Source organism: Micromonospora fulviviridis (genome assembly GCF_014648395.1).
GTDB lineage: Bacteria > Actinomycetota > Actinomycetes > Mycobacteriales > Micromonosporaceae > Micromonospora > Micromonospora fulviviridis.
On sequence record NZ_BMRA01000005.1, the window covers coordinates 1 to 26896 of the forward strand.

30 protein-coding genes are annotated in these 26896 nt (G+C 74.2%); 21 read left to right on the plus strand and 9 right to left on the minus strand.

Annotated elements, in window-relative coordinates; all coding sequences use genetic code 11:
• Positions 1-206: 206 nt before the first annotated feature.
• On the minus strand, positions 207-860 hold the full coding sequence (locus tag IEY96_RS14110; protein ID WP_189195299.1) for an NADPH-dependent F420 reductase: 654 nt from the start codon (positions 858-860) through the stop codon (positions 207-209).
• Between the two features lie 164 nt (positions 861-1024).
• On the opposite strand from IEY96_RS14110, the gene IEY96_RS14115 reads away from it, so the two are divergent.
• The gene (locus IEY96_RS14115; RefSeq protein WP_189195300.1) at positions 1025-1597 is read left to right on the plus strand and encodes a TetR/AcrR family transcriptional regulator; all 573 of its coding nucleotides are present in this window, start codon (positions 1025-1027) and stop codon (positions 1595-1597) included.
• A gap of 45 nt (positions 1598-1642) precedes the next feature.
• Here the strand turns inward: IEY96_RS14115 and IEY96_RS14120 are convergent, their stop codons facing one another.
• On the minus strand, positions 1643-2317 hold the full coding sequence (locus IEY96_RS14120; protein WP_189195301.1) for a response regulator: 675 nt from the start codon (positions 2315-2317) through the stop codon (positions 1643-1645).
• Entirely contained in the window at positions 2314-3960 is a 1647-nt protein-coding gene (locus IEY96_RS14125) for a sensor histidine kinase (protein WP_229791597.1), read from the minus strand. The genes IEY96_RS14120 and IEY96_RS14125 overlap by 4 nt, the downstream gene beginning before the upstream one ends.
• A gap of 99 nt (positions 3961-4059) precedes the next feature.
• On the opposite strand from IEY96_RS14125, the gene IEY96_RS14130 reads away from it, so the two are divergent.
• The 6 genes from IEY96_RS14130 (at position 4060) to rraA (ending at position 9363) form a co-directional block, all read left to right on the plus strand.
• Entirely contained in the window at positions 4060-5067 is a 1008-nt protein-coding gene (locus tag IEY96_RS14130; RefSeq protein ID WP_189195303.1) for a Bug family tripartite tricarboxylate transporter substrate binding protein, read from the plus strand.
• Positions 5068-5072: 5 nt separating this feature from the next.
• Positions 5073-5771, plus strand: a complete 699-nt coding sequence (locus IEY96_RS14135; protein WP_229791598.1) for a tripartite tricarboxylate transporter TctB family protein — start codon at positions 5073-5075, stop codon at positions 5769-5771.
• Positions 5772-7274 (plus strand): tripartite tricarboxylate transporter permease, encoded by a 1503-nt coding sequence (locus tag IEY96_RS14140; RefSeq protein ID WP_189195305.1) that lies wholly within the window; start codon positions 5772-5774, stop codon positions 7272-7274. It abuts the gene before it with no gap.
• Entirely contained in the window at positions 7271-7663 is a 393-nt protein-coding gene (locus IEY96_RS14145; RefSeq protein WP_189195306.1) for a universal stress protein, read from the plus strand. The genes IEY96_RS14140 and IEY96_RS14145 overlap by 4 nt, the downstream gene beginning before the upstream one ends.
• Before the next feature lie 70 nt (positions 7664-7733).
• A complete protein-coding gene (locus IEY96_RS14150) occupies positions 7734-8867 on the plus strand; it encodes an MFS transporter (protein ID WP_229791599.1) in 1134 nt (377 codons plus the stop codon).
• 13 nt (positions 8868-8880) lie between these two features.
• Entirely contained in the window at positions 8881-9363 is a 483-nt protein-coding gene (gene rraA / locus IEY96_RS14155; RefSeq protein ID WP_189195307.1) for a ribonuclease E activity regulator RraA, read from the plus strand.
• Here rraA and IEY96_RS14160 read toward each other — a convergent pair.
• A complete protein-coding gene (locus IEY96_RS14160; protein WP_107078047.1) occupies positions 9360-10169 on the minus strand; it encodes a DUF3109 family protein in 810 nt (269 codons plus the stop codon). The genes rraA and IEY96_RS14160 overlap by 4 nt on opposite strands.
• A 74-nt stretch (positions 10170-10243) precedes the next feature.
• On the opposite strand from IEY96_RS14160, the gene IEY96_RS14165 reads away from it, so the two are divergent.
• Together IEY96_RS14165 and IEY96_RS14170 are read left to right on the plus strand one after the other, a co-directional pair.
• The gene (locus IEY96_RS14165) at positions 10244-11188 is read left to right on the plus strand and encodes a Ppx/GppA phosphatase family protein (RefSeq protein ID WP_189195308.1); all 945 of its coding nucleotides are present in this window, start codon (positions 10244-10246) and stop codon (positions 11186-11188) included.
• A gap of 97 nt (positions 11189-11285) precedes the next feature.
• A complete protein-coding gene (locus tag IEY96_RS14170) occupies positions 11286-12092 on the plus strand; it encodes a sugar phosphate isomerase/epimerase family protein (protein WP_189195309.1) in 807 nt (268 codons plus the stop codon).
• Between the two features lie 18 nt (positions 12093-12110).
• Here the strand turns inward: IEY96_RS14170 and IEY96_RS14175 are convergent, their stop codons facing one another.
• The 3 genes from IEY96_RS14175 to IEY96_RS14185 are packed head-to-tail and all read right to left on the minus strand — an operon-like array spanning position 12111 to position 14149.
• Entirely contained in the window at positions 12111-12686 is a 576-nt protein-coding gene (locus IEY96_RS14175; RefSeq protein WP_189195310.1) for a CGNR zinc finger domain-containing protein, read from the minus strand.
• Positions 12687-12705: 19 nt separating this feature from the next.
• Positions 12706-13872, minus strand: a complete 1167-nt coding sequence (locus IEY96_RS14180) for a glutathionylspermidine synthase family protein (RefSeq protein WP_189195311.1) — start codon at positions 13870-13872, stop codon at positions 12706-12708.
• Position 13873: 1 nt separating this feature from the next.
• The gene (locus IEY96_RS14185) at positions 13874-14149 is read right to left on the minus strand and encodes a hypothetical protein (protein ID WP_189195312.1); all 276 of its coding nucleotides are present in this window, start codon (positions 14147-14149) and stop codon (positions 13874-13876) included.
• Positions 14150-14267: 118 nt separating this feature from the next.
• Between IEY96_RS14185 and IEY96_RS14190 the strand changes: the two genes are divergently transcribed.
• Positions 14268-15188, plus strand: coding sequence for a proline dehydrogenase family protein (locus tag IEY96_RS14190; RefSeq protein ID WP_189195313.1), 921 nt, complete (start codon positions 14268-14270; stop codon positions 15186-15188).
• Position 15189: 1 nt separating this feature from the next.
• On the opposite strand, the gene IEY96_RS14195 is transcribed toward IEY96_RS14190, so the two are convergent.
• Positions 15190-15594 carry a VOC family protein gene (locus tag IEY96_RS14195; protein ID WP_189195314.1) on the minus strand — a complete coding sequence of 135 codons (405 nt, stop codon included), beginning with the start codon at positions 15592-15594 and terminating at the stop codon, positions 15190-15192.
• A 77-nt stretch (positions 15595-15671) separates the two neighbouring features.
• Between IEY96_RS14195 and IEY96_RS14200 the strand changes: the two genes are divergently transcribed.
• The 11 genes from IEY96_RS14200 to IEY96_RS14250 all read left to right on the plus strand — a co-directional run bounded on the left by IEY96_RS14200 (position 15672) and on the right by IEY96_RS14250 (position 25916).
• On the plus strand, positions 15672-16466 hold the full coding sequence (locus IEY96_RS14200) for an alpha/beta fold hydrolase (protein ID WP_189195315.1): 795 nt from the start codon (positions 15672-15674) through the stop codon (positions 16464-16466).
• A complete protein-coding gene (locus IEY96_RS14205) occupies positions 16459-17028 on the plus strand; it encodes a TetR-like C-terminal domain-containing protein (RefSeq protein ID WP_189195316.1) in 570 nt (189 codons plus the stop codon). Before IEY96_RS14200 ends, IEY96_RS14205 begins: the two co-directional genes overlap by 8 nt.
• Positions 17025-17360, plus strand: a complete 336-nt coding sequence (locus IEY96_RS14210; RefSeq protein ID WP_189195317.1) for a YrdB family protein — start codon at positions 17025-17027, stop codon at positions 17358-17360. Before IEY96_RS14205 ends, IEY96_RS14210 begins: the two co-directional genes overlap by 4 nt.
• Before the next feature lie 211 nt (positions 17361-17571).
• Positions 17572-19266: a hypothetical protein gene (locus tag IEY96_RS14215; RefSeq protein WP_229791600.1), complete on the plus strand. Its 1695-nt coding sequence runs from the start codon at positions 17572-17574 to the stop codon at positions 19264-19266.
• A gap of 29 nt (positions 19267-19295) precedes the next feature.
• A complete protein-coding gene (locus IEY96_RS14220; RefSeq protein ID WP_189195318.1) occupies positions 19296-20690 on the plus strand; it encodes an efflux RND transporter periplasmic adaptor subunit in 1395 nt (464 codons plus the stop codon).
• Positions 20687-21565: an ABC transporter ATP-binding protein gene (locus IEY96_RS14225; protein ID WP_189195319.1), complete on the plus strand. Its 879-nt coding sequence runs from the start codon at positions 20687-20689 to the stop codon at positions 21563-21565. Before IEY96_RS14220 ends, IEY96_RS14225 begins: the two co-directional genes overlap by 4 nt.
• A complete protein-coding gene (locus tag IEY96_RS14230) occupies positions 21562-22746 on the plus strand; it encodes an ABC transporter permease (RefSeq protein ID WP_189195320.1) in 1185 nt (394 codons plus the stop codon). Before IEY96_RS14225 ends, IEY96_RS14230 begins: the two co-directional genes overlap by 4 nt.
• A gap of 229 nt (positions 22747-22975) precedes the next feature.
• Positions 22976-23185, plus strand: coding sequence for a helix-turn-helix domain-containing protein (locus tag IEY96_RS14235; protein ID WP_046564428.1), 210 nt, complete (start codon positions 22976-22978; stop codon positions 23183-23185).
• A gap of 221 nt (positions 23186-23406) precedes the next feature.
• Positions 23407-23508 (plus strand): 30S ribosomal protein bS22, encoded by a 102-nt coding sequence (locus IEY96_RS14240; protein ID WP_007465623.1) that lies wholly within the window; start codon positions 23407-23409, stop codon positions 23506-23508.
• Positions 23509-23628: 120 nt separating this feature from the next.
• On the plus strand, positions 23629-24702 hold the full coding sequence (locus tag IEY96_RS14245; RefSeq protein WP_189195722.1) for an NAD-dependent epimerase/dehydratase family protein: 1074 nt from the start codon (positions 23629-23631) through the stop codon (positions 24700-24702).
• Positions 24703-25058: 356 nt separating this feature from the next.
• Positions 25059-25916 (plus strand): lysophospholipid acyltransferase family protein, encoded by an 858-nt coding sequence (locus IEY96_RS14250; RefSeq protein WP_189195723.1) that lies wholly within the window; start codon positions 25059-25061, stop codon positions 25914-25916.
• Positions 25917-25931: 15 nt separating this feature from the next.
• Here the strand turns inward: IEY96_RS14250 and IEY96_RS14255 are convergent, their stop codons facing one another.
• On the minus strand, positions 25932-26864 hold the full coding sequence (locus IEY96_RS14255; protein WP_308429913.1) for an HAD family hydrolase: 933 nt from the start codon (positions 26862-26864) through the stop codon (positions 25932-25934).
• Between the last annotated feature and the right edge of the window lie 32 nt (positions 26865-26896).

Here is a 26896-nt window from a genome sequence, read left to right on the forward strand (position 1 = left end):
GTCGGCCTACCCGGACGCGTACGCGCAGTGGGAGCAGCAGGCCGCCGACATCGTCGCCCACAACTGGAACAGCTGACACAACGAACGCTGGCCGGCACCCCGAACCAGGGGGTGCCGGCCAGCGGCCTCTCCGGATCTTGGACAGTTACCGTTTCAGGCGAACGGAAACTGTCCAAGATCTCGGGTGGAGCGGGCAGGACGTGGTGTCAGCGGACGACCTTGATGTTGAACAGGGCGGTGCCGAGCCCGCCGTACAGGCGCAGCCAGAGCGGTAGCAGCATCTCGGTGCCCCGGGCGGTGGTGATGTCGCCCAGGTCGATCACGTCGGTGTGGCCGAAGCTGGCGAGCAGTTCGGTGACCACCTTCTTCGCCTCCGCGTCGTCGCCGGAGACGAAGACGCTGTGGTCGCCGTCGGCGAGCTGCCGGGGGTGGGTCATCAGGTCGGCGGTGAGGGTGTTGAGCGCCTTCACCACCCGGGTACGCGGGAACGCCCGCTGGATCCGCTCGCCCAGCGAGTCGTCGTTCAGCACGGACAGGGTGGGCGGGAAACCCTTGCTGAAGTCGAGTGGGTTGGCGATGTCGAGCAGAACCTTGCCGGCCAGGTTCTCCTCGCCCGCGGCGGTCAGCGCGGGGAGGGCGCCGTCGCCGCTGGTCGCGTTCACCACCAGCTCGGCGTCGACCGTGGCGTCGGCGTAACCGGCCAGGTCGATGCCCGGGTGGGCGGTGGCCCAGTCGGCCCAGTCGCCGGCCCGGGTGGCCGCCACGTCGCGGGTGCCCACGGTGACGTCGTGGCCCAGCTCGGCCGCGCGCGCGGCGATCGCCCGACCGACCATGCCGGTGCCCAGTACTGCGATGCGCATGTCGAGTCCGTCCTCCGGTGATCGCGCGACGCCGATGCGACGCGCTCGGTGCGACCGAGACTAACAGACAGGTCTGTCTACCGCGATACCCGAAGTCAGGAGTGCATGGCGAGCTAGGCAGACGTACCGGTCTGTAGACTTCAGCGGAGATCAAGGGAGGACTGATGACGCGTACCCCCGCCGGCTCCGCCCGGGAGCGCATCCTGGACACCGCGTTCCGGCTCTTCTACGCCCACGGGCCGCGTGGCGTCGGGGTGGACACGGTGATCGCCGAGTCGGGCGTCGCCAAGGCCACCCTCTACAAGCACTTCCCGAGCAAGGACGAACTGGTGCTGGCGTACCTGGACAAGGTCGACCAGGCGTGGTTCGGGGCGCTGCGGGCCGCCGCCCGGGAGGCCGGGGACGACCCCCGGGAGCAGCTCGTCGGCATGTTCGACGCGCTGGGTGGGGCCTGCCGCCGGGAGGGCTACCACGGCTGTGCGTTCATCAACACCGCCGCCGAGTCACCGAGCGGCAGCCCGGTGCACGCCCGTACCGTCGAGCACAAGAACGTGGTCCGGGCCTGGGTGACCGACCTGGCCCGACGGGCCGGGGCGGCCGATCCCGAGCTGCTGGCCCGCCAGCTCACCCTGCTGATCGACGGCGGCCTGGCCAGCGGCGTACTGGACGCCGACCCGGCGGCCGCCGAGGCGGCCAAGCACACCGCCCGCGCCCTGGTCGCCGCCGCCACCGGCTGAGCCGGCGCCGCGCCGCCGGCGCAGGTCGACGTCGACCTGGACCGGTCAGGCCAGCCAGGTGTAGCGGCGCTCGGGGCGGCCGGCCGCGCCGTACTTGAGGGTCACCTCGGCCCGCCCGCTGACGGCGTAGTGCTCCAGGTAGCGGCGGGCGCTGACCCGGGAGATGCCCACCCGGTCGGCGCACTCGCTGGCCGAGAGCGTCCCCTCGTGCTCACGCAGGGCGCGCTCCACCAGCTCGGCCGTCTCCGGGCTGAGGCCCCGGGGCAGGATCGCGGTGGCGGCCGGCGAGCCGCTGCGGGACAGCACCCGGTCCACGTCCGCCTGGTCGGCGACGACGGCCGCGCGCAGCGCGGTGCGGCGGGTGGCGTACTGCTCCAGCCGGGTGCGCAGCTCGTCGAAGCCGAACGGCTTGAGCAGGTAGTTGACCGCGCCGTAGCGGACGGCCCGGCGGACCGCCTCGGCCTCCCGGGCGGCGCTGATCACCAGTACGTCGCAGTCGTGCCGGGCCGCCCGGATCCGGGTCACCACGTCGAGGCCGAACATGTCGGGCAGGTAGAGGTCGAGCAGGACCAGGTCGGGGCGGAGCCGGTCGACCGCGGCCACCGCCTCCTCGCCGGTGCTGGCGGTGCCGACCACCCGGAAGCCGTCGATCCGCTCGACGAAGCCCCGGTGGATCCGGGCCACCATGAAGTCGTCGTCGACGACGAGTACGTCGATCATCGCGCCCCCTCCGGCACGCCGCGCGGCACCGACATCCGGGCGGTGAACATCGCGCCCTCGTCGGTGTTGGTCACCGCGACCTCGCCCCCGCGACGGTGGCAGACCAGCCGGGTGAGCGCCAGGCCGATGCCGCGCTCACCGCCCTCGGCCGCCTTGGTGGTGAAGCCGTGGGTGAACACCTCCTGTGCCAGCTCCGGCGCCACCCCGGGGCCGGAGTCGCGGACCACGATCTCCACCGAGGCGGCGTCCTGGCGCAGCTCGGCCTCGACCCACGCCGGGCGGTCGGACGAGTGGGTGGCCACCGCCTCGACCGCGTTGTCCAGCAGGTTGCCGAGCACGGTGGCCACGTCGGCGGCCAGCTCCGGGGGCAGCCGGTCCAGCCCGGTCCGTTCGGAGACCCGCAGCTCCACCCGGCGCTCGGCGGCCACCGCCGACTTCGCCATGAGCAGCGCCGCCACCGCCGTGTCGTGGATCCGGCTGGTCACCGTGAGGTCGAGCGAGGCGCGGTGCCGGCTCAGCGCGTCGACGTACCGGACCACCTCGTCGTGCTCGCCGATCTGGATCAGCCCGGAGATGGTGTGCAACTGGTTGGCGAACTCGTGGGTCTGCGCCCGGAGCAGCTCGGTGGTGCTGCGGAACGAGCCGATCTCCTGCTCCAGGCGGGCCAGCTCGGTCCGGTCCCGCAGCGTGGTGACGGAGCCGAGCCGGCGGCCGTCCTTGCGGACCGTCATCCGGTTCATCACCAGCACCCGGCCGCCCCGGACCACCACCTGGTCCCGGGCCTCCGGTCCGCTGCCCGCGCCGGCCAGCACGTCCCGCAGGCGGCCGTTGATCCGTAGCTCGGCGAGGCTGCGGCCGAGGCTGTGTTCGGGCAGGTCGAGCAGGCGCCGGCCGACCGCGTTGACCAGGGTGACCCGGTGCTGCGGGTCCAGCGCGATCACCCCCTCGGCGATGCCGTGCAGCAGCGCCTCCCGGTGCTCGGCCAGCCCGGCGATCTCCCGGGGCTCCAGGCCGAGGGTCTGCCGCTTGATCCGGCGGGCCAGCAGCCACGACCCGACCACCCCGAGGCCGCAGGCGATGCCCAGGTAGGTGAGCAGGTACGACGACGCCCCGACGAGCCGCTGCGACCAGGTCCGCGACGCCTCGCCGACGACCACCACGCCGAGGTACCGGCCGAGGTTCTTCTTCGTCTTCGGGTCGTCGCCGAGCACCGGCACCTGGGCCGTCAACTCCTGGGACCCGTCGACCTCCAGCTCGCCGAACCAGCTCCGGCCCTGCGCCACCTCGGGGTCGCCGAGCACGACCCGGCTGCCCACCAGCGTCGGGTTCGTCGAGGCGACCACCCGGCCCCGGGCGTTCGCGACGGTCACCGACGTGACGCCGTACTGGGTGCGGATGTTCTGCACCAGCGGGGCGATCGCCTCGCCGGGCGCGGGCTGGTCGAGCTGGTCGCGGAGCAGGGGGCTGCCACCGAGCTGTTCGGCGAGGGTGGCGACGCGGCGCCCCTCGACCCGGTTGAAGGTCGCCGCGGACTGCGCCAGCGAGACGGCGGCCACCGCCACGAGCACCACGACGATGATCGCGAGCTGGAGGATCAGCAGCTGCCCGGCGAGCGTACGGCGCCGGGACGTGACCGCGACCACAAAGACCTCAACTTCCGCTGGTGACACAACGCAGACAAGCTGCCCGGGTGGAGGCCACCATCTTGCCGCTGGACTCATTCGAAACGGAAGAGAAACAAGATGGCAACTAGGAGAAACGTGCTGGTCATGGGGGTCGCCGCCGCCACGGCGCTGGCCCTGGCTGCCTGTGGCGCCACCGCCGACAAGAACGAGGGCGGCTCCAGCAACGACGGCAAGCCGGTCAGCGGACTGCGGATCATGGTCCCGAACACCCCGGGCGGCGGGTACGACACCACCGCCCGGACCGCCGCGAAGGTGATGGAGGACGCCAAGATCGCCTCCGGCGTCCAGGTGTTCAACCTGCCCGGCGCGGGCGGCACGGTCGGCCTCCAGCGGACCGTGAACGAGAAGGGCAACGGCAAGCTGGCCATGCAGATGGGCCTGGGCGTGGTCGGTGCCTCGTACACCTCCAAGTCGGCGGCGACGCTGACCCAGACCACCCCGCTCGCCAAGCTCATCGAGGAGGCCGGCGCCATCGTGGTGCCGAAGGACTCCCCGTACAAGACCATCAACGACCTGGTCACGGCGTGGAAGGCCAACCCGAAGGGCATCGCGGTCGGCGGCGGCTCCTCGCCCGGCGGCCCGGACCACCTGCTGCCCATGCAGCTCGCCAAGACCGTCGGCATCGACCCCCGCCAGGTCAACTTCGTCTCGTACGACGGCGGCGGCGAGCTGCTGCCCGCCGTCCTCGGCGGCAAGGTGGCCTTCGGCGCCAGCGGCTTCGGCGAGTTCCTCGACCAGGTCGAGGCCGGCCAGATCCGGGTCCTCGCGGTGACCAGCGAGGCGCCGATCGAGGCGCTCAAGGACGTGCCGACCCTGAAGTCCGCCGGCATCGACCTGGTCTTCACGAACTGGCGGGGCATCGTCGCGCCGCCCGGCATCAGCGACGCCGACAAGAAGGTCTGGATCGACGTGCTGACGAAGATGCACGAGTCGGAGGAGTGGAAGGCCGAGCTGAAGAAGCGCGGCTGGACCGACGCGTTCGTCACCGGCGACGAGTTCGGCACCTTCCTGACCGAGCAGGACAAGGCAGTGGCCGACGTGCTCAAGCAGCTCGGATTGGCATGAGCGGCATGACGACGCGACCGGACCGGGGCGGCGACCTGCCGCCCCGGCCCCCGGCCGTACCGGACATCCCGGCGCAGCCGGGCCCGGAGGCCGCCGCGGCCGGACCGCCGCCCGCTGCGGCGACAGCGCCGGGAGCGGACGACCCGGCCGCGGGGCGTACGCCGGAGGAGTCGCCGGCCGCCGACCCGGCGGCGGACGCCGTGGCGGAGCCGGCCCCGCGACCCGACCGGGCGCAGTACGGCGTGGTGGCGTTCCTCGCCCTGGTCGGCGGGCTGGTCATCTTCGACGCGACGACCCGGATCGGGCGCGCGATCAACACGGCCGACCCGATCGGCCCCAAGCCGGTGCCGATCCTGCTCGGCGTGCTGCTGCTCGTCATCGCGGTGATCTACGCGGTGGACGTGGCCCGCGGCGGCGCCGGCGAGCCGGAGGCCGGCGAGGACGTCGACCTGACCGTTCCCGTCGACTGGCGCACCGTGCTGCTGCTGATCGGCGCGTTCCTGGTCAACGCCGTGCTCATCGACCGGCTCGGCTGGGTGATCAGCGGGACGATCCTCTTCTGGGGATCGGCCTACGCCCTGGGCAACCGCCACTACGTGCGCAACCTGCTGATCGCCGTCGCGCTGTCGTTGATCACGTTCTACACCTTCGCCATCGGACTCGGTGTCGACCTGCCCGCCGGCGTGCTGCAAGGGATCCTGTAGATGGACAACTTCGCCAACCTGCTCGACGGGTTCGCCAACGTGCTGACCCCGATGAACCTGCTGTTCGCCCTGATCGGGGTGACCATCGGCACCGCCGTCGGCGTGCTGCCCGGCATCGGCCCGGCCATGACCGTGGCGCTGCTCCTGCCGGTCACCTACGGGATGGAGCCGGCCCAGGCGTTCATCATGTTCGCCGGCATCTTCTACGGCGGCATGTACGGCGGATCGACCACCTCGATCCTGCTGAACACCCCCGGCGAGTCCTCGTCGGTGGTGACCGCCATCGAGGGCAACAAGATGGCGAAGGCGGGCCGGGCCGCCCAGGCGCTGGCCACCGCCGCGATCGGCTCGTTCGTCGCCGGCACCATCGCCACCGTGCTGCTGGTGGTGGTCACCCCGCCGGTGGTGCAGTTCGCGATCAGCCTGGGCGCACCCGACTACTTCGCGCTGATGCTGCTGGCGTTCGTGTCCGTCACCGCGGTGCTCGGCGCGTCCCGGGTACGCGGCTTCGCCTCGCTGCTGCTCGGCCTGGTGATCGGTGTGATCGGCATCGACCAGTCCGGCCAGCAGCGGCTCACCTTCGGGCTGCCGCAGCTCGCCGACGGCATCGACGTGGTCGTGGTGGCGGTCGGCATCTTCGCCGTGGGCGAGGCGCTCTGGATCGCCGCGCACCTGCGCCGCAGGTCCGGCGAGGTGATCCCGGTGGGCCAGCCGTGGCTGGGGAAGCAGGACTGGAAGCGGTCCTGGAAGCCGTGGCTGCGAGGAACGGCGTTCGGGTTCCCGTTCGGCGCGGTGCCGGCGGGCGGGGCGGAGATCCCCACCTTCCTGTCGTACGTCACCGAGAAGAAGCTCTCGAAGCACCCGGAGGAGTTCGGCCGGGGGGCGATCGAGGGCGTCGCCGGGCCGGAGGCCGCGAACAACGCCTCGGCCGCCGGCACGCTGGTGCCGATGCTGGCGATCGGCCTGCCGACCAACGCCACCGCCGCGGTGATGCTGGCCGCCTTCGAGGGGTACGGCATCCAGCCCGGCCCGCTGCTGTTCACGCGGGAGTCCAGCCTGGTCTGGACGCTGATCGCCAGCCTGTTCGTGGGCAACCTGCTGCTGCTGGTGCTCAACCTGCCGCTCGCCCCGGCGTGGGCGCGGCTGCTCAGGATCCCGCGCCCCTACCTCTACGCCGGGATCCTCTTCTTCGCGTCGATGGGCGCGTACGCGGTCAACGCGCAGCCGTTCGACCTGTACCTGCTGCTCGCCCTCGGCCTGCTCGGCTTCGGCATGCGCCGCTTCGGGCTGCCGATCCTGCCGCTGATCGTCGGCGTCATCCTCGGCCCGCGTGCCGAGCTGCAGGGCCGGCGCGCGTTGCAGCTCTCCGGCGGTGAGCTGCACGGGCTGGTCGGCGGCTGGGTGTCCTGGCTGATCTACGCCACGATCGCCGTGGTGCTCCTCTGGCCGCTGATCGGCCGGTTCGTGGTCCGTCCGCTGCGCGGAAGGTTGGTGACGGCATGACGGTGCTGGTGGGGTACGTCCCCTCGCCGCTGGGCGAGGCGGCCCTGCGGGCCGCGATCGAGCAGGCCCGGTTCCGCGACGAGCCGGTGCTGGTGGTGAACACCTCGCGCGGCGAGGCGTACGCCGACCCGCGGCTGGCCCAGGAGCCGGACCTGGACCGGGTGGTCCGCGAACTGGTCGCCGCCGGGGTGCCGCACGACGTCCGGCAGCTCATGCGGGGGCGGGACGCGGCGGAGGAGATCGCCGAGATCGTCGAGACGGAGGACGTGTCGCTGGTCGTGATCGGCATCCGGCACCGCACCCCGGTCGGCAAGCTGATCATGGGCTCGACCGCGCAGGAGATCCTGCTCCGGGTGCCCTGCCCGGTGCTCGCCGTGAAGGCCGACTGAGTTGGCGCCCGGGGACCCCGCGGTCCCCGGGCGCGCCCAGACGGGCCTGCTCCTCACGCACACCGTCGCGGTGCAGGCGGTCACCTTCATGCTCCGGCCGGCGTCCGCGTACCGGGCGCTGGAGCTGGACGTGCCGGGGGCCTGGCTGGGCGTGCTCGGGGCCAGCTTCGCCGTCGTACCCCTGGTGCTGGCCGTGCCCTCCGGGCACGCCGTGGACCGGCTCGGCGAGCGCCGCGTCGCGCTCGCCGGGTCCGCGCTGCTGGTCGCCGCGGGCCTCGGCTTCGTGCTGCTCGCCGGCTCGGTGGCCGGCCTGGTCCTGGCCAGCATGGCGCTCGGCACCGCGCACCTCTGCGCGGTGGTCGCCCAGCAGGCGCTGGTCGCCAACCGCACCCCGGCCGACCGGTACGACGCCGCGTTCGGCTACTACACGTTCGCCGCCTCGCTGGGGCAGGCGCTCGGCCCCGGCCTGATCGTGCTCTTCGGCGGGGACCACCCGATCCCCGACACCCGGGCCATCTTCCTCGGCGCCACGGTGGTGGCGCTGCCGCTGCTGGTCGTGACGCTGTTCCTGCGCCCGTCCGGGCACCACCGGCAGGCCGCCGACGGTTCCAGCGCCGGTGGGCTGCGTGACCTGCTCCGCCAGCCCGGCCTGGTCCGCGCCCTCACGGTGAGCTGCGTCGTCCTGGCGGCGGTCGACATCACCCTGGTCTACCTGCCCGCGCTCGGCGCGGAACGCGGCATCGCCGCCGGTTCGATCGGCATCCTGCTCGGGGTCCGGGCGGTCGCCTCGATGGCGTCCCGGCTGCTGCTCGGGCGACTCGTGGCGGCCCTCGGCCGGCGGGTCGTGCTGGTCGGCACCGTGGCGCTCTCCGCCGTCGGGCTGGCCCTGCTGCTGCCACCGCTGCCCTTCGCGGTGCTGCTGGTGGTGGTCGCGGTGGCCGGGCTCGGGCTGGGCGCGGGCCAGCCGCTGACCATGTCGTTCCTGGCCGAGGTGGCTCCGCCCGGGCTGCGCGGCCGGGCGATGTCGCTGCGGCTCACCGGCAACCGGCTCGGCCAGGTGCTCATCCCCAGCGCCGCCGGCGCGCTCGCGGCCGGCACCGGCGCGGCCGGCGTCCTCGCCTGCACTGCGGCCGGCCTGGCCGGCGCGGCCGCCGCCGCCACCCGCCTGCACCGGGCACCGCCCGCGGCTCCCCACCCTGAGTGAGAGAAGGACGACCATGGAGACGACCACGACCGCCGACCTCTACGACCGGCACGGCGACGCCCTCGGCTCGTGCGACACCCAGTTGCGTCAGTTCGGCGGCGTCCGGGCGTTCGCCGGCCCGGCCGTCACGGTGCGCTGCTTCCAGGACAACGCCCTGATCAAGTCGATCGTGGCCGAGCCGGGGGAGGGTCGGGTGCTGGTGGTGGACGGCGGCGGCTCGCTGCACACCGCCCTGATGGGTGACCTCATCGCCGGCACGGCGGCGGAGAACGGCTGGGCCGGCGTGGTGATCAACGGCGCGGTCCGCGACGTCGTGGCCCTCGGCGCGCTGCCGATCGGCATCAAGGCGCTCGGCACGAACCCGCGCAAGAGCGCGAAGACCGGCGCCGGCGAGCGGGACGTGCCGGTGTCGTTCGGCGGCTGCGTCTTCGCGCCCGGCGCCGAGGTGCACAGCGACGACGACGGCGTCGTCGTGCTGCCGCTGGCCGGGGACTAGCCCTCGGTGGCGGGGTGCGGGGCGACCTGGCCCTGGCGGAGCCGGGCCGCGCAGAGCTCGGCCAGCTTCGCGTACGCGGGGGCGCCGATCAGCGCGGTCAGCTCCGGGCCGTAGGAGATGTACATGGGCTCGGCGCCGACGTGCGCGTCGGTGGAGGAGGTGCACCACCAGTCCAGGTCGTGACCGCCCGCGCCCCAGCCGCGCCGGTCGAACTCGGTGAGCGTCGAGATCAGCACCTTCGTGTTGTCCGGCCGCTTGTGCCAGTCCTGGTCACGGCGGATCGGCAGCTGCCAGCAGACGTCCGGCTTGTATTCCAGCGGGTGCACCCCGTCGCGCAGCGCCTGCGCGTGCAGGGCGCAGCCGCCCCCGCCCGGGAAGTCGGCGTCGTTGAGGAAGACGCAGGGCGCGTCGACGGCGCGGGTGGCCGTCCGCCGGGCGGGGTTCTTCCCGTCGATGGTGTCGTTCTCGGTCCAGTTCTTGAAGCCCCGCCGGAAGTGCTGCCAGGTCTCCGGGGTGAGCCGCTTGACCGCCGCCCGGACCCGCTTCTCGTCGTCGCCGTCGGTGAAGAACGCGCCGTGCGAGCAGCAGCCGTCCGCGGCGCGGCCCGCGATGATGCCGTGGCAGCCCCTGCCGAAGATGCACGTCCAGCGGGAGAGCAGCCAGGTCAGGTCGGCCCGCACCAGGTGCTTCGCATCGGCGGGGTCGACGAACTCGATCCACTCGCGCGGGAAGTCCAGCCCGACCTCCCGGCTGCGCGGGTCGTCGGGGTCGTCCACCAGCACGTGAAGCTCGATCTGCCCTGTCACCCGGACCAGCGTACGCGGGGTGACCCCGCCCGGCCGGCGAGCCGACGAAACGTGTTGGCCCTAGTGTCGTCAACATGCGACTGGGTGTCCTCGACGTCGGTTCCAACACGGTGCACCTGCTGGTGGTCGACGCCCATCACGGCGCCCACCCGTGGCCGGCGCACTCCGAGAAGGTGGTGCTCCGGCTGGCCGAGCAGATCGGCCCGGACGGCGCGCTGACCGACGGGGGCGCGGACGGGCTGGTCAAGGCCGTCGGCATGGCCCGGGCGGCGGCGGACGGGCTGGAGGCCGACGACCTGCTGGCCTTCGCCACCAGCGCGGTCCGCGACGCCACCAACGCCGGCGAGGTGCTGGCCCGGGTCCGGGACGAGACCGGCGTACGCCTGGAGGTGCTCTCCGGCGCGGACGAGGCGCGGATGACCTTCCTGGCCGTGCGGCGCTGGTTCGGCTGGTCCGCCGGCCGGCTGCTCGCGATGGACATCGGCGGCGGCTCGCTGGAGCTGGCCGCCGGCATCGACGAGGGTCCGGACGTGGCGGTCTCGCTGCCGCTGGGCGCGGGGCGGCTGAGCCGGGAGCGGCTGCGGGTCGACCCGTCCGGCGCCGTGCCGCCGTCGCCGGAGGCCGTCGAGGAGCTGCGGGAGTACGTCGACGCGCAGCTCGATCCGGTGGTGGAGCAGCTCACCGCGGTCGGCTGGGAACGTCCGGTGGCCACCTCGAAGACGTTCCGGACGCTGGCCCGCCTGGCCGGCGCGGCGCCCTCCGGGGCCGGGCTCTGGGCCCGGCGCAGCCTGACCCGCACCGGGCTGCGCCAGGTGCTCGGCTTCATCCGGCACATTCCGCCGGCCCAGCTGCCCGAGCTGGAGGGGGTCAGCGCGCAGCGGGCCCACCAGCTCCTCGCCGGGGCCGTGGTGGCCGAGGCGGTGCTGCGCCGGCTCGACGTGGACTGCCTGGACATCTGCCCCTGGGCGCTGCGCGAGGGGGTCATCCTGCGCCGGCTCGATCAGCTCGCGCCGATGTGATCCCGGTCCACCGTTCTGCGCGCCAAGCTGGAGTTGTCGTCCGCTTTGCGGATGCTCGTCCCGATGCTCGGTGGCGCGTGCGGCTACCCTGAGGGGTGTGACTTCCCGCGTTCCGGTGCTCCTGTCCACGTCCTCGGTCTTCCCTGAGCGGACGGCGGCGGCGTTCCAGCTGGCCTCGGCGCTCGGGTACGACGGCATCGAGGTGATGGTCTGGACCGACCCGGTCAGCCAGGACCCCGGCGCGCTGCGCGGCCTGTCCGAGCACTACGGCGTCCCGGTCCTCTCGGTGCACGCTCCCTGCCTGCTGGTCACCCAGCGGGTGTGGAGCCCCGACCCGTGGGAGCGGCTGCGCAAGGCCGCGGAGCTCGCCGAGGTCCTGGAGGCGCCCACCGTCGTCGTGCACCCGCCGTTCACCTGGCAGCGCGACTACGCCCGCAACTTCGCCGACGGGCTCGACCGGATCGCCGGCCGGTTCGGTGGGCTGCGCTTCGCCGTGGAGAACATGTACCCGGTGCGGATGGCCGGCCGGCAGTTCGTCCCGTACGTCCCGGGCTGGGATCCGACCGACACCGGCTACGCCGCGTACACGCTGGACCTGTCGCACTGCGCGGCGTCGCACACCGACGCACTGGCCATGGCCGACCGGATGGGGTCCGGCCTGGCCCACGTCCACCTGGGCGACGGCACCGGCGAGGGGCGCGACGAGCACCTGGTGCCCGGGCGGGGCGGCCAGCCCTGCGCCGAGCTGCTCCGCTCGCTGGCCGGCCGGGGCTTCACCGGCTCGGTGGCGGTCGAGGTGACCACCCGGGGCGCGAAGAGCCGCGCGGTCCGCGAGGCGGACCTGCGCGAGTCCCTCGAATTCGCCCGGGCCAACCTGACCGCCCCCTCCCCGGTCGACGCCTGAGGCCGGGGCTCGCCCCGGTCAGCTGACGGGGGCGAGCGGTTCCGGCTGCGCCGGGACGGTGACCTGCTCGCCGACGGCGGCCCGCTTGCGGGCCCGGTGCGCGGCCACGTGCGACCGGGTGGCGCAGCGCTCCGAGCAGAACCGCCGGCAGCAGTTCGACGAGGTGTCCAGGTAGACGTTGCCGCAGCGCTCGTCGGCGCAGACGCCGAACCGGGCGCTGCCGTACTCGCAGAGCCAGACCGACAGCCCCCAGACCGCGCCGGCCAGGTATTCGGAGCTGACCGAGGCGCCCCGGCTGGTCACGTGCATGTGCCAGTCGGAGGAGTCGTGGCCGGAGATGCGCGGCTGCACCGGGAACGCCTCCAGCAGCGCGTTCAGCTCCGTCACCGCCTCGGCGTCCCGGCCCGAGGTGCCGTAGTCGAAGATGTCGCGCAGGCGCTTCTGCGCCCGCCGGAAGATCGCCAGGTCCCGTTCGGCGACCTCGTCGCGCATCCACGCGTTGTCGTCGGGGAAGAGGGCCCGCAGGTCGTCGAGGTCGTCCAGGCGGGCGTTGACGAGATCAACACCGGTCCGGGCGTACGCGTCGAAGTTCACGACACCAACGGTAGACGACTCACGGGGCACGCGGCGCGTCGATGTAGTGGGGCAGGAACCGCGCGTAACCGTCCGTGATGAGGCTTTCGCTCTCCCGGACGCCCGCGCCGGCCGACTCGCCGTCCACGATCCAGCTGCCCAGCACCATCCGGCTGCCCGCGAACTCGGGCAACGCGCGGAACTCCTGGTAGCAGAAACCCTCGTCACCGTAGATCCCCGGGTTGGTGATCTCGGTGCCGCCGGTGACGATGCGTACCGAGCCGCCCTCCCGGCCGAGCAGCGGCTTGGCCACGTACTCGGCCATCCCGCGCGGCGAGTCCAGGTACGCGGGCAGCAGGTAGTCGTGACCGGGGTAGAGCTCCCAGAGCACCGCCAGCAGCGCCTTGTTCGACAGCAGCAGCTTCCAGGCCGGCTCGATCCAGGTGGTCGGGGTGCCCGGCTCCAGGGCCGGCGGCCCGTACGGCTCGGCCAGCATCCACTCCCAGGGGTAGAGCTTGAAGCAGGTGGTGATCGGCCGGTCGGCGGCGTCGACGAAGCGCCGCCCGTCCCAGCCGACCTGCTGGATCGGCATGAGCGTGACGTCCAGGCCGGCCTGGCGGGCGGTCTCGGCCAGGTAGCCGGCGGTGATCTGGTCCTCGCCCGACTCCTCCTCGGCGGACCAGACCACGTGCACCCGCGGGTCGTGCAGGCCGGCGCCGATCTTGGCCCAGGCGCCGACCAGCCGCTCGTGCAGGCTGTTCCACTGGTCCGCGTCCGGCCGGGTGTGCTCCAGCCAGTACCACTGCACGATGCTCGCCTCGACCAGCGCGGTCGGGGTGTCGGCGTTGTACTCCAGCAGCTTCGGCGGCCAGCTGCCGTCGTACCAGAGGTCGAAGCGGCCGTAGAGGGTCGGCGGGGCCTCCCGCAGGGACCGGGCGACCGCCTCGGCGGCCCAGTCCGGGATGCCGAACTCGGCGTACCGGTTGCGGGCCACGACGTGCTCGGCGGCGGCCACCGACATCCGGTGCAGCTCCTCGGTCGCCTCCTCCAGCCGGAGCACCTCGTCCAGCTCGAAGGCGTACGCCGCGGTCTCGTCCCAGTACGACATGACCCCGCCGTCGGGCAGCTCGGTGTCGACGTACACCAGGCCCTGGGCCCGGACCGTCGCGTCCCAGTCGGGGCGCGGGGTGCTGGCCTCGCGCCGCACCTCAGCCGCCGCAGGAGGCGAGGTGGGTGCCGAACCCGCCGCGCTCGGGCAGCGCCGCGGCGACCGGCGCCGGGGTGTCCCGGGCGGCGGCGGCCGGCGCGGGGACCCGCAGGGCCACGGCGACGGTGTCGCCGCCCCCGCCGGCCGGGCCGAGCGCGCAGTCGTCATCGTCGTCGTCGTAGCCGTTGTTGCAGCCGGAGAGCGCGAGGGCCAGGGCGGTCAGGGCGCCGAGCTGGACGGTGGCCGACCGGAGCCGGCGTCGGGGGCGTCGTTCCACGTGATCGTTGTAGCGGATCCCCGCCAGCCGGGCTGCCCCGCGGTCCCCGCCGGAACGCTGCGTGACGTTGCCCGCCGCCCCCCGGCGCGGGGCCACCGCCGGGCGTTACGCTCGGCTCATGCTCCGTTCCGTCATCCTCGCCGCCTCCCGGTCATCCCAGGTCGAGCGGCTCGTCGCGACGGCCCCGTTCACCCGGGACGTCGTCCGCCGGTTCGTCGCCGGCGCCGGCACCGACGACGCGCTGCGCGCGACCCGCGCCCTCGTCGCCGACGGCCAAGCGGTCACCCTCGACAACCTCGGCGAGGACACCGTCACCCCGGAGCAGGCGATCGCCATCCGGGACGAATACCTCAAGCTGCTGCGACTGCTGGGCGCCGCCGGGCTCACCCCGGCCGCCGAGGTCAGCGTCAAGCTCTCCGCGCTCGGGCAGATGTTCGACGAGCAGCTCGCGTACGACAACGCGCGGGCGATCTGCGCGGCGGCCGACGCGGCGGGCACCACGGTCACCCTGGACATGGAGGACCACACCACCACCGACTCGACCCTGGACATCCTCGCCAAGCTGCGCAAGGACTACCCGTCGACCGGGGCGGTGCTCCAGGCGTACCTGCGGCGGACCGAGTCGGACTGCCGCGAGCTGTCCGGCGCCGGCTCCCGGGTGCGGCTGTGCAAGGGCGCGTACAAGGAGCCCGAGTCGGTGGCCTACCAGTCCGCCCGCGAGGTCGACAAGTCGTACGTGCGCTGCATGAACGTGCTGATGTCCGGGGACGGCTACCCGATGCTGGCCACCCACGACCCGCGCCTGATCGCCATCGGCGAGGACCGGGCCCGCTGGTTCGACCGCGGCCCGGAGCGGTTCGAGTTCCAGATGCTGTTCGGCATCCGCCCCGAGGAGCAGAAGCGCCTCGTCGGCGACGGCTACACGGTGCGCACCTACGTCCCCTACGGCGACCAGTGGTACGGCTACCTCATGCGCCGGCTGGCCGAGCGCCCGGCCAACATGATGTTCTTCGGCCGCGCGCTGCTCTCGAAGAAGTGACTCAGTCGTTCGACCAGGTCCGGGTGCAGAGCACCAACCGGTAGCCGTCCGGATCGGCGAACGTCACCCCCCAGCGGTCCCAGTACGGGCCGGCGGAGACCCTGGTCCCGCCGGCCCGTTCCAGTCGGTCGGCCAGGTCGTCGTCGACCGGCCCGTCGAGATAGAGCACGAACAGGTCCTCCGCGGTGGGGCGCGGCGCGACGCTCAGGTGCGCGCCGCCGACCAGTTCGAGGTGCCAGCTCGCGCCCGGCCAGCCGAGCATCACGAGGTCGTGCTCGCCGGGCCCGTCGGCGGCGCCCCGGTAGAGCACGTCCAGGCCCAGGCCGTCGGCCCAGAACCGTTCGGCGGCGGCCAGGTCGCGGCTGGGACGGGCGAGGCGTACGTGGGTGTCTGCGGAGAGCGGCATGTGCGAGATCCTCCGACCTCCACTCGACTTGAGGTCAACTCTTGACGGCGAAAGCTAAGGGGGTTAGCTTTATGGCTATGACGATTAGCCAGGTGGCGCGGGACGGCGGAACCATCGCGTACGAGGTGCACGGGGAGGGACCGCTCGTGGTCCTCTCGCACGGCATGGGAGAGAACCGGGCGGCCTTCCGCCACCTGGTGCCCCGGCTGGTGACGGCCGGCTACCGGGTCGCCTCGGTGGATGTGCGCGGGCACGGGGACTCCAGCCCGCGCTGGTCCACCTACGCCCCGGCCGAGGTCGGCGGCGACCTGCTCGCCGTGGTCCGGGCGCTCGGCGGCGGCCCGGCCACCCTGGTCGGCAGCTCGTCCAGCGCCGCCGCCGTGGTCTTCGCCGCCGCCGACGCCCCCGCCCTGGTCAACGGCATCGTGCAGGTCAGCCCGTTCGTCGCCCCGCCGAACCCCAACCCGGTGCTGCGGGCGGCCCAGGCGGTCGTGCTGCGCAGCCCGCGGCTGTTCGGCATGTTCCACCGCACGCTGTTCCCCTGCGGGCGGCCCGCCGACGACGCCGCGTACCGGAAGGAGATGGTCGCCAAGCTGCGTGGCCGGATGGCCGCGGTGCGCGGCGTGGTCGCGCCGGTCGACCCGCACTGGAGGGAGCGGGCCCGGGAGGTGCGGCAGCCGGTGCTGGTGCTCATGGGCACGAAGGACCCGGACTTCCCGGACCCGGGCGCCGAGGCGCGCGCCGCCCGCCGGCTCTTCGCCACCGCCGAGGCCCGCATGATCGCCGACTCCGGCCACTACCCGCACGCCGACCAGCCCGACGCCACCGCCGCCGACCTGGTCGAGTTCCTGGCGGTGACCTCCGGTGCCTAGGGCCGGCCTGACCCCGCAGACCGTGGTCCGCGAGGCGGCCGTGCTCGCCGACGAGGTCGGCCACGACCGGCTCACCCTGGCCGCGCTCGCCGCCCGGCTCGGAGTCGCGCTGCCCAGCCTCTACAAGCACGTCCGGGGCGTGGACGCGCTGCACCAGAAGCTGGCCGTGCTCGCCACCGCCGAGATCGCCACCGAGCTGACCACCGCCGCCGCGGGCCGGGCCGGCGGCGACGCGCTGCGCGCCACCGCCACCGCCTTCCGGGAGTACGCCCGCCGGCACCCCGGCCGCTACCCGGCCACCCAGCGGGCGCCCGACCCCGACGACCCCGAGCACCTGGCCGCCGCCGAGCGGGCCGTCGGCGCGATCTACGCGATCCTGCGCGGTTACGACCTCGCCGGCGACGCGGCCGTCGACGCCACCAGGATGTTCCGGGCGGCGGTGCACGGGTTCATCACCCTCGAGGCGGCCGGCGGGTTCGGGCTGCCCCGGGACATCGACCGTTCCTTCGACGAGATGGTGGCCGCGCTGGACACCGCATACCGCAACTGGAGGTCCCGGTGAAGGCCGCCCTGCTCACGCTCATCTTCCTGCTGGAGTTGGCCATGCTCGCGGCCGCCGGATGGTGGGGATTCACCCTCGACGCCGGCTGGCCCGTACGGCTGCTCGCCGGTCTCGGCGCCCCGCTGGCGATCGCCGTGGTCTGGGGGCTCTTCTGCTCGCCCCGCGCCACCGTGACGCTGCCCGCGCCGGGCAAGCTGGGCGTGCAGGCCGCCTGCTTCCTCACCGGCGGCCTGCTGCTCGCCCTGGCCGGCCGGCCGGTGCCCGGCGCGGTGCTGGTGGCTCTCTGGGCGCTCGACAAGACCCTGCTCACCCTCTCCGGCGAAAAGATCTAACCCCGAGGCGGACTCCAGCCGCGGGCACCTTGCCTCGCCCTGGATCTTGGACGATTTCGGCCCCGGTAGGGGCCGTTTCCTACCAAGATCTCGCCGGGGTGGCGGTGTGCACGTGGTCTGGTCCGCCGAGGTGGAGTCGGGCGAGGACCAGATCCCGCGACGCGACGAGGGGACTCTTCCCGGATCGCCCGATTGGTCGTACCCTTCGCCGGTGACCGACGGTGACGAGCGGCCCGCCGGCCTGGCGGCGAGCGGCGACGAGCAGCCGGCCACCGTTCCGCAGGGCGGTGACGGTCCGGCCGGCCAACCGGCCGCTGCCAGCACCGGCGCCCCCGGCCCGGCAGCCGCGCCGACCGGTGCCCCGGCACCCACGGACGACTACGCCAACGGCCTCGGCCCAGCCGACGACGATCGCGCCAGGAGCGAGGGTCCCGCCGGGGACTACGACGCGCCCAACGACTCCGCTCCGGCCGACGACGGTCCCGCCAGGGGCGACGACGAAGTCAGGGGCGACGGGACAGCAGTCCAGCGCGCGCTCGCCGGTGCCGAGGACGCCGCTCCGAAGCCCGGGCCGCAGTCCGGCCCGGCGGGTCACCTGCCCACCGCTCCCGGCGTACCCCCGATCGTTGCCGCTGGGGGCCCGCCGCCGCAGCCCCCGACGCGGCGGCGGTGGCGGTTGTGGACCGTGCTGGGGCTGGTGCTCGTGCTGGTGGCGTGCGGGGTTCCCGGCGTACTCCTGCTGGGGCTGGTGCGCGACGCGGCCGGACGGCCGGCGGCGGGCCGGGACGACCGGGGCACGGCGGCCGAGCGGCGCCTCGGCGAGCGGATGGCGGCCCGGCTCGACCGGCAGGCCGCCGCGCTGCTCAACGGTGACCGGGCCGGCTTCCTCGCCGTCGCCGAACCCGCCGCCCGACCCGCGCTCACCCGGCGGTACGCGGCGCTGCGCGCGCTCCGGGTCACCGCTTGGCGGCCGGTGGCGGACGGGGTGCCGGAGGCGGTCGACCGGCGGCCGGGGGAGTGGCGGCTGACGGTGACCGTCGGCTACTGCTTCGTGGTGCCGGGCTGCACGCCGAGCAGCGTCGAGCTGGGCACCCGGTGGCGGGTGGCGGGGGAGGCCGAACCTCTGCTGACCGCCGTCGAGGAGTCCCGGGCGACGCCGGCCGGTGCGCGGCCCTGGGAGGTGAGCGACCTGGCCGTGGCGGTCGGGAAGCGGGCCGTGGTCGCGACCACGCCGGCGCTGCGGGGCCGGCTGCCCGGCCTGCTCGCCCAGGCCGAGGCCGCCGCCAGGGTCGCCGACCTGTACGCGGTGGCCGCGCCGCCGCCGGACCGCTACCTGGTCTACTACGCGGGGCGGGCCGAGTGGCAGCGCTGGTACGGCGGCGGCCGGCCGAAGTGGACCGCCGGGTACGCGGTCGGCGTCGGCGGCGGGCACCACGACGTCGTGCTGAACGCGCAGAGCCTGACCCCGACCGGCGTCGACGACCTGCTCCGGCACGAGCTGACCCACGCCGCGTCGCTGCCCGACCGGGGCTACGCGGACCGGTCGAGCTGGTGGCTGGTGGAGGGGCTGGCCGAGTACGCGGGCGCCGACGGCCAGCCGGTGGACCGCTACGAGGGCCTCGCCGAGGCGCGCAAGCTGGTCCGGGGCGGGTGGGGCGGCCGGCTCGACGCGCTGGCCCCGGCCGACGACGCGGCCGACGACCGGGTGGGCGGCGCCTACGGCATCGGTTACCTGGCCGTGCGCCACCTGGTCGACCGGTTCGGGGAGCAGCGGGTGCTGGACTTCTTCCGGGCCGTGGTGCACGAGCGCCGGTCGATGGACGAGGCCGCCGACGAGGTGTTCGGCGAGCCCTGGCCGGGGCTGCACGACGACTGCGTCGCCTACCTGCGCGCGGTCGCCGGCTGAGGCGTCGACGCTCGTCGACGGGTCGTAGCATGGGCCGGGTGGCCCGCACCCCCTCGCCGCGGCTGCCCGCGGCCCGCCGCCCCCGCCTCGTCACCGCCGTCCTCGCCGTGGTCGCGCTGACCGGCACCACCGCCGCCTCGTGCGGCGACGACGCGCCCGCGGTCACCGTGGCCGAGGTGGGCCGATCCCCGGTGGCCGAGGTGATCGACGCGCCGGCCACGGTGACCGCCCGGGCTGCCGCGACCCTCACCGCCCCCGCCGACGGCACCCTGGCCAGCCTGCGCGTCCAGCCCGGACAGCGGGTAACCCGGGGGCAGGTGCTCGCGGTGATCGACTCGCCGTCCGCCCAGGACCGGCTGAAGCAGGCCCGCGAGGCGCTCCGGGCCGCGAAGCGGGCGGGCCGGGGCGTCGGCACCGGCGACCTGGGTGGCCGCCGGCGGGACACCGACCGGGCCGCCGACGAGGCGTTCGCCGCCGCTCGCAAGGCCGCCGGGAAGATCGGCGACCCGCAGCTGCGGGCCGCGCTGCTGCTCCAGGTCGAGTCGGCGCAGCGGCAGTACGCGTCGGCCGCCCGCGCCGCCGACCGGGCGGTCAGCGCCGTGCAGCGCGGGGTGGCCGGCCTGAACAGCGCCGTCGGCGCGCTGTCGACCGCGCAGCGCCTCCAAGCCCAGCAGGCGTACGACCTGGCGAAGGCGACGGTCGACGCGCTGACCCTGCGCGCCCCGATTCCCGGCGTGGTGCAGCCGGGCGGGACCCGGGCGGCCACCCCGACCGACCTCAGCGGGCTGCTCGGTGCGGCCGGCGGTGCCGCGCCCGGCCTCGACCCGTCGGCCCTCGGCGCGGCCGGGCAGGGCGGCCCGCCGGCGGGGGTGGACGACGCGGTGCCGGCCGGTGGCCGGGTGACCGCGGGCACGCCGGTGCTGACCGTGGTGGACACCGGGCAGCTCGGCCTGCTCGCCGAGGTGGACGAGACGGATGTGCTGCTGGTCCGGGCCGGGGTGACCGCCACGGTCGAGCTGGACGCGGTGACCGGTGCGACGTACGACGCCACGGTCCGCTCGGTGGACGTGCTGCCGACCAGCTCGGCGCGGGGCGGGGTCACCTACCGGGTCCGGCTCAGCCTCGGCGCCGGGCGGCTCGGCGAGGGGGAGGCCGCCCCGGCGCCCCGCCCCGGCATGAACGCCGTGGTCCGTCTCCGGGTCCGCGAGGCGGCGGACGCGGTGGCCGTACCCGCCTCGGCGGTCTTCTCCGCCGACGGGCGGGACGCCGTCTGGGTGCTGCGGGACGGGAAGGCCGACCGGGTGCCGGTGACCGTGGGCGTGCAGGGGCAGGACCTGGTGCAGATCGTCAGCGGGGTGCGCGCCGGCGACCGCGTCGTGGTACGCGGTGCCGACCAGGTCCACGACGGCCAGGAACTCCGGTGACCGTCGCCGCGATCGAGGCGGTCGACGTGTCCCGCACGTACGAGCTGGACGGGGTGTCGGTGCCCGCGCTGCGCGGGGTGTCGCTCACCATCGCGCAGGGCGAGTACGTGGCGGTGATCGGGCCCTCCGGCTCGGGCAAGTCCACCCTCATGCACCTGCTCGGCGGGCTGGACCGGCCGACCGGCGGCCGGCTGGTGATCGGCGGCCGGGACGTGGCCACCCTGACCGCGCCGGAGCTGGCGACGCTGCGCAACGAGACCATCGGCTTCGTCTTCCAGGCGTTCCACCTGCTGCCGCGCACGTCCGCCGTGGACAACGTGGCCCTGCCCCTGGTCTACCGGGGCGTCGGTGCGCGGCAGCGGCGGGAACGCGCGGCGGCGATGCTCGGCCGGGTCGGGCTGGGACACCGGCTGACCCACCGCCCCAACCAGCTCTCCGGCGGCGAGCAGCAGCGCGTGGCGATCGCGCGGGCCCTGGTCACCGACCCGGCGGTGCTGCTCGCCGACGAGCCCACCGGCAACCTGGACAGCGCCACCGGCGAGGCGGTGCTGGAGCTGCTGGAACGGCTGAACGCCGAGTCCGGGGTGGCGCTGGTCATGGTGACCCACGACCCGGAGGTGGCGGTCCGGGCCCGCCGGCGGATCGCCGTCCGGGACGGGCTGATCCGCTCCGACACCGTTCATGATCGACCGCTGTCGGGTGGCGACGGCCGACCTGAGACACTGGACACCGCTCCCAGCGCGGAGCCCCGGTCCGCGTCCGGAAGCGGCCCGGGGCACCCGTCCGGTGGCTCCGGTGGCGCCACCGGAGCCACCGGACGCCTTCCGCGCACCGGCGGGACCGGCGCGCAGGCCGCGCCCGGAGGTGCCGGATGAGGGTGGCCGAAGCCTGGCGGGTGGCGCTGGACGCGCTGCGGGCCAACCGGATGCGCAGCGCGCTGACCATGCTCGGGGTGATCATCGGGGTTGCCTCGGTGGTGCTCCTGGTCGCCATCGGCACCGGCACCAAGCAGAAGGTCGAACAGCAGGTGGAGGGGCTCGGCTCGAACCTGCTCCTGGTGGTGCCGGGCAAGCTCGACGTGGGCACCGCCCCGGTGGTGTCGCCGCTGGACCTCAAGGACGTGGACGCTGTCTCCCGGGTGGTCGGCGACCCCGGCCGGGTGGCCGTCACCATCGCCTCCGGGGCGACCGCGCGGGCCGGCGCCCGGTCCGACTTCACCACGGTGCAGGGGGTCCTGGAGACCACCCCGACGGTCTTCACCCGCTCGCTGGCCCGCGGCCGCTACCTGACCGGGGCCGACGTGGACACCAGCCGCCGGGTGGCGGTGCTCGGCGCGTCCGTGGCCCGGGCGCTCTTCCCCGACCGGGACCCGCTCGGCCAGCAGGTCACCCTGGCCGGGGTCCGGTTCCGGGTGATCGGCGTCTTCAACCCGCTCGGGCAGAGCCTCGGCGTCGACCGGGACGACGAGGTGCACATCCCGGTGACCGCCGCGCAGCGGCTCTGGGGGACCCAGCGGATCGACGGCATCGCGGTCAAGGCGCCCGACCGGGAGCGGATCGACCAGCTCGGTGAGCGGATCGTCGCCGAGCTGTCCCGCCGGCACCCGGACACCGAGTTCAGCGCGGTCACCCAGCAGCAGATCCTCGGCGTGCTCGGCGACATCCTCGGTGTGCTCACCGGGGTGCTGGCCGCCATCGCCGGCATCTCGCTGCTGGTCGGCGGCGTGGGCGTCTCCAACATCATGCTGGTCTCGGTACGCGAACGGACCCGCGAGATCGGCCTGCGCAAGGCGGTCGGCGCGCGGCCCCGGGACATCGGCGTGCAGTTCCTGCTGGAGGCGGTGCTGCTCACCTCGATCGGCGGGCTGACCGGGATGGCGCTCGGGGTGGGCACCGCGCTGCTGGTCGACGCGGTCTCGCCGATCCCGGCGGCGATCACCTGGTGGTCGCTGGCGCTCGCCTTCGGCGTCTCGGCCGCGGTCGGCATCGTCTTCGGGGTGGTGCCCGCCCAGCGCGCCGGCCGGCTCGACCCCGTGGTGGCGTTGCGCGCCGAGTGACGTACCGGCGGCGGGGCGGGCTCCCGTGAACGGGACAGGCCACCCGTCCGGGCGAAAAACGCCAGCTCAACGCGGGGCGAACGGGCACCCGTCCATGATCAAAAGGAGGAAGGGATCGCGCCGGTCACAGCCGCCCCGCTACCGTACTGGTAACACGCGCGTCGCTCGTCGTGGCGGGAAGCAACCTGCTCGGCGGCACGCGCCGGGCATGGGAATGGGTCGGTGAGCCATGGCCGGGTCGCAGTCCGACGCTCGACTGTCGGATGTCAGGTTCCTGACCGTCGCCGAGGTGGCGACGGTCATGCGGGTGTCCAAGATGACGGTCTACCGTCTCGTGCACAGCGGTGAGCTGACCGCGGTACGGGTCGGCCGGTCGTTCCGGGTGCCCGAGCACGCCGTGCACGAATACCTCCGGGGCGCGTTCCAGGAAACCGCCTGACACGTCGCCCGGCCAGGCCGGCGAGTGCGACGTAACGGGCATCGACGGGGGCGCGTTGGTCCTGCTGACGCACTCCGGCTACCCTGGACCCCGACCGTGACCGCACCCGGGTGTGCCCTGCCCACCACGCTGGTCCGGTCCGTTGTCCGCAAGCGGTCACCGACGCCACTTCCCGTGGTGTCTCCCGGTCCGCCCCGCACGTTGCATCGAAAGGCTGTCGTATGGGCTCGGTGGTCAAGAAGCGCCGCAAGCGCATGGCTAAGAAGAAGCACCGCAAGCTGCTGCGCAAGACCCGCGTCCAGCGTCGTCGTCTCGGCAAGTGACCGGGGCCGGGCTGCGGCCCGGCACCCGGCACCACTTGCCACCTGCCGACCCTCGGAGGCTCAGGTGATCAGGCCGTGGACGTCCCGGCTCGATCCCGCCTGCCGGCCGAGGCGCACGACATGACCCCCGGCGGCACCTCAGGTGCTCCGGGGGTCGTCGTCGTGACCGGGGTCGGCCGCTACCTCGGCGCGCACGTCGCCGCCCGGCTCGCCGCCGACCCCCGCATCGAACGCGTCATCGGGGTCGACCCGGCCACCCCCAACCCGGAGCTCGCCGACCTGCTCTCCGGGGTCGAGCGGGTCCGCCTCGACCTCGACTCGCTCGGCGGCCTCCTGGTCGACCTCGACGTCGACGCCGTGGTGCACCTGGCGCTGGTCACCGCCCCCGATCCGCAGCAGGGCGGCCGATCGGCGATGAAGGAACAGAACGTCATCGGCACCATGCAGCTCCTCGCCGCCTGCCAGCGGGCGCCCCGGCTGCGCAAGCTCGTGGTCCGCTCGTCGACCGCCGCGTACGGGGTGTCGTTCCGCGATCCGGCCGTCTTCACCGAGGAGACCGAGCCGCGCGAGGTGCCGCGCGGCGGTTTCGGCCGCGACATCCTCGACATCGAGGGGTACGTCCGCGGGTTCCGCCGCCGCCGGCCCGACGTCACCGCGACCGTGCTGCGCTTCGCGCCGTTCATCGGCTCGACCGCCGACACCACGCTCACCCGGTACTTCTCCCAGCCGGTGGTGCCCACCGTCTTCGGCCGTGACCCGCGCCTGCAGTTCGTCCACTTCGACGACGCCCTGGAGGTGCTGCACCGGTCGGTCGCCGAGGAGCACGCCGGTACCTACAACGTGGCCGGGCCGGGGGTGCTCTCGCTGTCGCAGGCCATCCGCCGGGCCGGCCGGGTGGCCTTGCCGGTGCTGGAGCCGGGCCTCGCCGGGGTGGCCGCGATCGCCCGCAGCATGGGCTTCGGCCGCTACGGATTGGACCAGGTCGACCTCATCGTGCACGGTCGGGTGGTGGACACCACCAGACTGGAGCGCGAGTACGGCTTCACGCCCCGCTCGACCGCGGCCGCGTTCGACGACTTCATCCGCGCCCACCACGGCGGTGTCGTGGTGACCCGGGACCACCTCGCCACGGCCGAGCAGCTGGTGCTGGAGGGCATCCGGCAGGTCCGGGCCGCCGTGCGGGAGCGCTCGTGAGCGCCGGCGAGGAGCGGAACGAGGCGCGGTACGACGTACCGCTGACCGTGCCCGGGCCGGACGCCGAGCCGGCGCGGCGCAACGGACACCGACGGGCCGCGGCGGCCGCCGCCGAGCCGGCGATGAAGGCGGCGCCGGCGGCCCCCGACGAGCCCGACACCTCCGCCGACGAGCCGGCGCCGGCCCCGCGGACGGGCGCGCCGGGCGACGTCGCCCCGAAGAGGACCGTCGCCAAGAAGACCGTCGCGAAGAAGGCCGTGGCCAGGAAGGCCGTGGCCAGGAAGGCCGTGGCGGAGAAGCCGACGGACGAGCCCGGCGGAGGCGGGGCGGGCGACGCGACCCCGCCCGGACCCGCGGTGGCGGACCGGCCGGGGGACCACTGGGACCGGAAGGTCGCCAAGGGGCTGGCCTTCCTGCGGCGGCGGCTGGCCGGCGACTACGAGGTGGACGAGTTCGGCTTCGATCCGGACCTGACCGACGCCGTCTTCCACCCGCTGGTCCGGCTGCTCTACCGGGACTGGTTCCGCACCGAGGTCAGCGGCGTCGAGCACGTGCCCGCCGAGGGGGCCGGCCTCGTGGTCGGGAACCACTCCGGCACCGTGGCGCTGGACGCGCTGGTGCTCTCGACCGCGCTGCACGACCGGCACCCGGCGCGCCGCTACCTGCGACTGCTCGGCGCCGACCTGGTCTTCCGGATGCCGGTGGTCTCCGAGATCGCCCGCAAGACCGGCGGCACGGTGGCCTGCAACCCCGACGCGGAGCGGCTGCTCGGCAACGGCGAGCTGGTCGGCGTCTTCCCGGAGGGCTTCAAGGGGGTCGGCAAGCTCTACTCGGACCGCTACAAGCTCCAGCGCTTCGGGCGGGGCGGCTTCGTCTCGGCGGCGCTGCGGACCGGCACGCCGATCGTGCCCGTGGCGATCGTCGGCGGCGAGGAGATCTACCCGATGCTCGCCGACATCAAGCCGCTGGCCCGGCTGCTCAAGCTGCCATACTTCCCGGTCACGCCGACCTTCCCCTGGCTGGGGCCGCTGGGCATGGTGCCGCTGCCGAGCAAGTGGCTGATCGAGTTCTGCCCGCCGATCCCGACCGCGCACCTGCGCGACTCGGCCGACGATCCGCTGGTCGTGTTCAACCTCGCCGACCAGGTGCGGGAGACCATCCAGCAGACTCTGCACCGGCTGCTCGAACGCCGGCCGGACCCGTTCGGCCCCTGACGCGCGGGCCGCGCGTCAGTCGACGCGCTGGCGGCGGCGGTGCAGGGCCAGCCCGGCGGTGACGGCGCCGGCGACCAGCCCGGCGGCGGCCGTGGACGGCACGGCGATCTTCGCGGCCCGCCGGCCGGTGCGGAAGTCGCGGACGTCCCAGCCCCGCTCGCGGGCCTGCCGGAGCAGCGCGGGATCCGGGTTGATCGCCACGGGGCGCCCCACGGTGGAGAGCATCGGCAGGTCGTTGGCCGAGTCGCTGTACGCCGCGCAGCGGCTCAGCTCCAGCCCCTCCACCGCGGCGAGCTGGGTGATCGCCTCGGCCTTGGCCGGGCCGTGCATGAGGTCGCCGACGAGCCGGCCGGTGTACGCCCCGTCGACCACCTCGGCCACCGTGCCGATCGCCCCGGTCAGGCCGAGCCGGGTCGCGATCACCCGGCCGATCTCCACCGGGGCCGCGCTGACCAGCCAGACCCGCTCGCCCGCGTCGAGGTGGCGCTGGGCCAGCTTGCGGGTGCCGGCCCAGATGCGCGGGGCCATCAGCTCGTCGAAGATCTCCTCGGTGAGGCGTTCGACGTCGTCCACCCGCCAGCCCTGCACGAAGGCGAGCGCCGCCTCCTTCGCCTGCGACATGTCCCCGGCGTGCTCGGTGGCGAGCAGCCGGAACTTCGCCTGCTGCCAGGCGAACCGGGCCAGGTCACCGGTGGTGAAGTACTTGCGGGCGGCCAGCCCGCGGGCGAACCAGTAGATCGACGCGCCCTGCATCATCGTGTTGTCGACGTCGAAGAACGCGGCGGCCGTCGGGTCGGGGGTGGGGGTGGCCGGGGGTGCCTCCGGGGTCTCCGACCAGCCGGCGGTGTGCCCGTGGACGTCGGTGCTGACCGTCACCTTCCGGCTCCGGGTCACGACGACCTCCCCTCGACGACCGCGTACGCCCTCCGTACCGAGCCTATCCGGCATCGTGTGACGGGCGGATGTCCGGCGGGAGAAGT

Excerpts from the sequence above, each read along its gene's own strand:
- IEY96_RS14200 (WP_189195315.1), top strand. The coding sequence starts at position 15,672 with ATGACGATTAGCCAGGTGGCGCGGGACGGCGGAACCATCGCGTACGAG.
- IEY96_RS14235 (WP_046564428.1), top strand. The coding sequence starts at position 22,976 with ATGGCCGGGTCGCAGTCCGACGCTCGACTGTCGGATGTCAGGTTCCTG.
- IEY96_RS14255 (WP_308429913.1), bottom strand. The coding sequence starts at position 26,864 with ATGCCGGATAGGCTCGGTACGGAGGGCGTACGCGGTCGTCGAGGGGAG.
- IEY96_RS14190 (WP_189195313.1), top strand. The coding sequence starts at position 14,268 with ATGCTCCGTTCCGTCATCCTCGCCGCCTCCCGGTCATCCCAGGTCGAG.
- IEY96_RS14115 (WP_189195300.1), top strand. The coding sequence starts at position 1,025 with ATGACGCGTACCCCCGCCGGCTCCGCCCGGGAGCGCATCCTGGACACC.
- IEY96_RS14240 (WP_007465623.1), top strand. The coding sequence starts at position 23,407 with ATGGGCTCGGTGGTCAAGAAGCGCCGCAAGCGCATGGCTAAGAAGAAG.
- IEY96_RS14135 (WP_229791598.1), top strand. The coding sequence starts at position 5,073 with ATGACGACGCGACCGGACCGGGGCGGCGACCTGCCGCCCCGGCCCCCG.
- IEY96_RS14230 (WP_189195320.1), top strand. The coding sequence starts at position 21,562 with ATGAGGGTGGCCGAAGCCTGGCGGGTGGCGCTGGACGCGCTGCGGGCC.
- IEY96_RS14140 (WP_189195305.1), top strand. The coding sequence starts at position 5,772 with ATGGACAACTTCGCCAACCTGCTCGACGGGTTCGCCAACGTGCTGACC.
- IEY96_RS14130 (WP_189195303.1), top strand. The coding sequence starts at position 4,060 with ATGGCAACTAGGAGAAACGTGCTGGTCATGGGGGTCGCCGCCGCCACG.
- IEY96_RS14245 (WP_189195722.1), top strand. The coding sequence starts at position 23,629 with ATGACCCCCGGCGGCACCTCAGGTGCTCCGGGGGTCGTCGTCGTGACC.
- IEY96_RS14120 (WP_189195301.1), bottom strand. The coding sequence starts at position 2,317 with ATGATCGACGTACTCGTCGTCGACGACGACTTCATGGTGGCCCGGATC.
- rraA (WP_189195307.1), top strand. The coding sequence starts at position 8,881 with ATGGAGACGACCACGACCGCCGACCTCTACGACCGGCACGGCGACGCC.
- IEY96_RS14145 (WP_189195306.1), top strand. The coding sequence starts at position 7,271 with ATGACGGTGCTGGTGGGGTACGTCCCCTCGCCGCTGGGCGAGGCGGCC.
- IEY96_RS14110 (WP_189195299.1), bottom strand. The coding sequence starts at position 860 with ATGCGCATCGCAGTACTGGGCACCGGCATGGTCGGTCGGGCGATCGCC.
- IEY96_RS14195 (WP_189195314.1), bottom strand. The coding sequence starts at position 15,594 with ATGCCGCTCTCCGCAGACACCCACGTACGCCTCGCCCGTCCCAGCCGC.
- IEY96_RS14165 (WP_189195308.1), top strand. The coding sequence starts at position 10,244 with ATGCGACTGGGTGTCCTCGACGTCGGTTCCAACACGGTGCACCTGCTG.
- IEY96_RS14220 (WP_189195318.1), top strand. The coding sequence starts at position 19,296 with ATGGGCCGGGTGGCCCGCACCCCCTCGCCGCGGCTGCCCGCGGCCCGC.